Here is a 3,819-nt window from a genome sequence, read left to right as displayed (position 1 = left end):
GACACCTGAATGATCCTCAGATGCCGTGCCCGCCCGCAAATCCGGCATGTCAGGCCACGCAGACCGTGCCGACGCACGGCTAAACCACCACGAACCCAGCCGCAAGATCACTTTGTCATTGACCCTGCCATCGACCCCTGGTATGCGCTGCGAACTGCGTTCCCGAAACGGTATCACCGCGGCTGATCGCGAACGCGGGGCTACGTATCGTTGAGCCATGCTCTGATCGCAACGCAATGGTTTCGCTTCCCGCGCCCGAGGGGGCTATGGTCGTGCTGGCTGCCCGCCGGGACGGGGAGCCCTATCGTGCATATCGGGGAGCTACGATGAGCGGTTTTTTCCAGGGTGATCTCGGTGTTCTGCAACAGATGACGAAGACGCTCCAGGACGCGGGCGAGCAGATGGACGCGGCGCTGAAGGCGATGAGTTCGTCGCACGTGAGACAGCGGGGGACAGGCGGCCTGAACCGGGCCGCGGACGCCTCCCAGAACGCCTGGCAGTACGGCCTGGGCCAGCTGCGCCAGTCGATCCAGGAGACGAACGACGGCGTGAATAAGGCGCACGACCCCTACAAGCAGTGCGGCGGCGCGGTCGGCCAGGCGTTGGATCAGATCGACGACTTCATCATGGGCCAGACGGGCCAGTTGAGCGCCGCCGAGACGACGAAGGGGGTCAAGTGAGCCTCTTCGACAGCGTCGCAGAATTCGCCGACACCGCGGCCTATCCGCATCTCGGCTTCAACCCGGTGCCGGGGATTCCCGGCGACGTCGCGGCGATGAGCTCGCGGCTGGAGCAGGCCGTCGGCTCGATGCAGCAGTCAGGCGAACTGTTGGACGAAATGCGCAACGCGAACACCGGTGTCTGGCAGGGAGACGCGGGCGATGCGTTCCGCGAGCACTTCAACACGAAGCTCGCCACGGAGCTGACCAATGCGCACACCTCGCTGAGCAACGCCGTCGGGGTACTGACGAACTGGCACGAGGACCTGGTCGGCTTCAAAGACGTCGCCAGGAAGCTGGACCAGGAGGCCGCGGACGCCAAGCAGGCCGTGCAGCGCGCGCAGCAGCAGCTCCAGCAGGCCCAGAACAACCCGGACCTCCAGCTGATCGGCCAGTTCTTCAACACCCAGCAGGACCTGCAGGCCGCGCAGCGCCGGATCGACGCGGCCGAGTCGGAGCTCAAAGACGCGGGCAATGCGGCGCAGCAGGCGCACGAGGACCTCGACGCGACCATGAAACGGGCGCATGAACTGGCGTCGCAGCATGAGGCGGCGGCCAAGAAGTACGCGCAGGAACTCGAGCACGCGACCCAGGGCCTTGCCCCGCACAAGCCCGGCTTCTTCTCCAGCCTGTGGAGTGACTTCACCAAGGGCCTGAGTATGGTCGGCGGCTGGGTGGCAAACCACCTCAACGCGATCCACTCGGCGCTGTCCACGATCTCCGCCGTGGCCGGCCTGATCGCCCTGTGCACCCCGCCTCCCATCGACGTGGTCGCCGGGGCGGTCGCCATCGGAGCCGGCGTGGGCGCGCTGGGGTGCGACTTCGCGAACCCGAAGGTGCGCGACGCGCTCGGCGGCCTGCTCACCGGCCACTTCACCATGCAGAACCTGAAGAACGCATCCGCGGTGGGCATTGACGCGCTCAGCGTGATACCCGGCGTCGGCGCGCTCGGCAAGGCAGGTATCGGCGGTAAGGGGGTGGTCAACGCGACCAAGGACGTGACACTCGTCGGCAAGGTGACGGGCTGGGCCGGCAAGCTGGCGGGTACGACGATCGATGACATACCGTCCATAGCACGCGGCGTGACCGGCGTGACCGAGGACGCGATTCAAGGCGGCGGGCAGCTGATCCGCGACGGCGGGACATACGGGCAGCGGGTCTACACGGCCATGCAGCAAGGGGCCCATTCGCTGAGCCTTCCGGTCAAGTTCGGTATCATGCCCGTGGTGACCAAGACGTTCGGCCTCGGTGAAGAGGCCGCCAACACCGTCGGCCACAACATCGAACTCGCCTGGAAGGGCAAGTCGGTCGCCACGAGCCTGTATCACGACGTCAAGCAGGCGATCGGCTGATGCCCGGGATCACCGAGATCCTCTCGGCGACCGGCGCCGGCGAACCCGCGGACGACGCGCTGAACTTCTGGATCGAGATGCCGCAGGGCTACTTCTCGCTGCCGCTCACCGACACCGACGACGTTCTCGCCACGGCCGAGGCGAATCTGCGCGAACTGGCACCGCCGCAGCAGCAGGACCTGCTTTCCGCCGTGATCGGCACGTTCAGCGTTCTGCTCGACCAACTCGAACAGCGCAACTGCGTGTACTGCGGGCTGGGCTGGCATACGGCGCAAGACGACACCGTCGTCTCCTCCAGCCTCGTCCTATCGCAGCAGGAGATGGGCCAGAAGCGCAACCCCCGGCTCGTGCTGAAGGATCTCGTCGACCTCAAGGCCAGGGCCGACGAACACGGCCAAGCCGACCTGGTGGACCTCGCGAACAGACCGGCGCTGTTCTTCGAGAGCGTCGTCATCCTGCAGCGGCCGCAACTGCCCGGCTCGCAGGGACCGGCGGGCGACGCCGAGGTCTACCAACTTGAGGCGATCGTGCCGTGCGAGGACGGCAGCCGGATAGTCGCCATCGAATTCTCCACGCCGTACGTGCCGCACGGGCCGCAGTTCCGGACCATGATGGTCCTCATGGCGAACTCGGTTTCCTTTACGGCCCCGCAGGGTTCTGAGGACGCGGGCACGGCAGCTCAATCGATCAACCGGATCCTCGGAGGACTGGGCTCATGACTTCGCCGACGCCGCCGAACCCGCCGCTGAGCGATCCCGAACTGTTCGCGCGGATCCAGGAAGACCTCGGCAGCGACCACAAGTGGCGGCGCGAGCAGGGCGAGCGCGACAAATACCTCCTCGAGCGGTTCGCCTGGCAGGAGTATCCGGTCAAGCTCGGGCGCTGGTCGAAAATCGCCGACCCCAAGAGCCTCAACGCGAAGACGATCCTCGAGGGCCTGACCACCCGCTGGGTCTGGGAGGCGGACCTGACCGCGGTGCTGATCTTCGACCCGGCGACCCGCCGGCCGCTCTGTGAGTACGAGATCAAATGGCCCAAGGACCAGGACTGGATCACGCCGCGGATCACCAGCCTGTGGTTCGCCGGGGACCTGCGTTTCGGCGGACTGTTCACAGCGGTCGGCGACGGGCGCAGGACCGCCCTCGGCAGCCGCCGGGAAGTTCCGCTCGGCACTCTCGCGACCGTGGCGAAGATTGAACAGTTCGCGCCGAAGTACATCGCCAAGCCCTTCGAGGTACCGGACAAGCCGGGAGTGACGGACGGACCGTGGATCAGCGACCATCCGCAGATGCCGGAGCCTCAGGGGCCCCCGCTCGCCACACGGCTGTTGAAAAAGCTGCGCGGCTGACCGTCAGCGGGATGGGTTCGGCTGGGTGCCCGCTGATTCGGAGTCAGCACGTTGCTTCAGCTCCCTTTGCATTCGGAATCGCCTGACATGAAGAGCCGTGGTTGCAACACTGAGGCGATCTCGGCAGCGCCGGTTGGACGGAACGGGCGTTCTGGGGTGATCACGGCACGCGCGGCATAGACATGGAGCCCGCGTGTAGAAGAACCCTTACCAGAGACGATCTCTACGGTGAAGACTCCACGTGGAGCAATTGTCAAATCCTGTGGATGTGATGTGCTGATCAGGCTGCGGTGAGCTGTTCGCGCTCGACGAGTTCGCCGCGCTCGAAGCGTGCTCCGGCGCGTACGAGGGCGACGAGGTGGGGCGCGTTTACGGCGCGCCAGCGGTCCTGCGCGGACTC

At 66.1% G+C, this 3,819-nt stretch carries 4 protein-coding genes; all 4 read left to right on the top strand.

From position 1 onward, the window contains the following. Positions 1-326 precede the first annotated feature (326 nt). The 4 genes from KGA66_RS28270 to KGA66_RS28255 are packed head-to-tail and all read left to right on the top strand — an operon-like array spanning position 327 to position 3,419. A complete protein-coding gene (locus tag KGA66_RS28270; RefSeq protein WP_211472528.1) occupies positions 327-680 on the top strand; it encodes a DUF6317 family protein in 354 nt (117 codons plus the stop codon). Continuing rightward, positions 677-2,071, top strand: a complete 1,395-nt coding sequence (locus KGA66_RS28265; protein ID WP_211472526.1) for a WXG100 family type VII secretion target — start codon at positions 677-679, stop codon at positions 2,069-2,071. Before KGA66_RS28270 ends, KGA66_RS28265 begins: the two co-directional genes overlap by 4 nt. Further along, positions 2,071-2,790: a hypothetical protein gene (locus tag KGA66_RS28260; protein WP_211472524.1), complete on the top strand. Its 720-nt coding sequence runs from the start codon at positions 2,071-2,073 to the stop codon at positions 2,788-2,790. The genes KGA66_RS28265 and KGA66_RS28260 overlap by 1 nt, the downstream gene beginning before the upstream one ends. Then, a complete protein-coding gene (locus tag KGA66_RS28255; protein ID WP_211472522.1) occupies positions 2,787-3,419 on the top strand; it encodes a hypothetical protein in 633 nt (210 codons plus the stop codon). Before KGA66_RS28260 ends, KGA66_RS28255 begins: the two co-directional genes overlap by 4 nt. Positions 3,420-3,819 lie beyond the last annotated feature (400 nt).

This window comes from Actinocrinis puniceicyclus (assembly GCF_018283645.1).
Classification (GTDB): Bacteria; Actinomycetota; Actinomycetes; order Streptomycetales; family Catenulisporaceae; genus Actinocrinis; species Actinocrinis puniceicyclus.
The sequence above is the reverse complement of the archived record's forward strand: the minus strand, read 5'-3'. Positions and strand labels throughout refer to the sequence as shown.

Coding starts and splice junctions, on each gene's coding strand:
- KGA66_RS28270 (WP_211472528.1), top strand. CDS start 327: ATGAGCGGTTTTTTCCAGGGTGATCTCGGTGTTCTGCAACAGATGACG.
- KGA66_RS28260 (WP_211472524.1), top strand. CDS start 2,071: ATGCCCGGGATCACCGAGATCCTCTCGGCGACCGGCGCCGGCGAACCC.
- KGA66_RS28255 (WP_211472522.1), top strand. CDS start 2,787: ATGACTTCGCCGACGCCGCCGAACCCGCCGCTGAGCGATCCCGAACTG.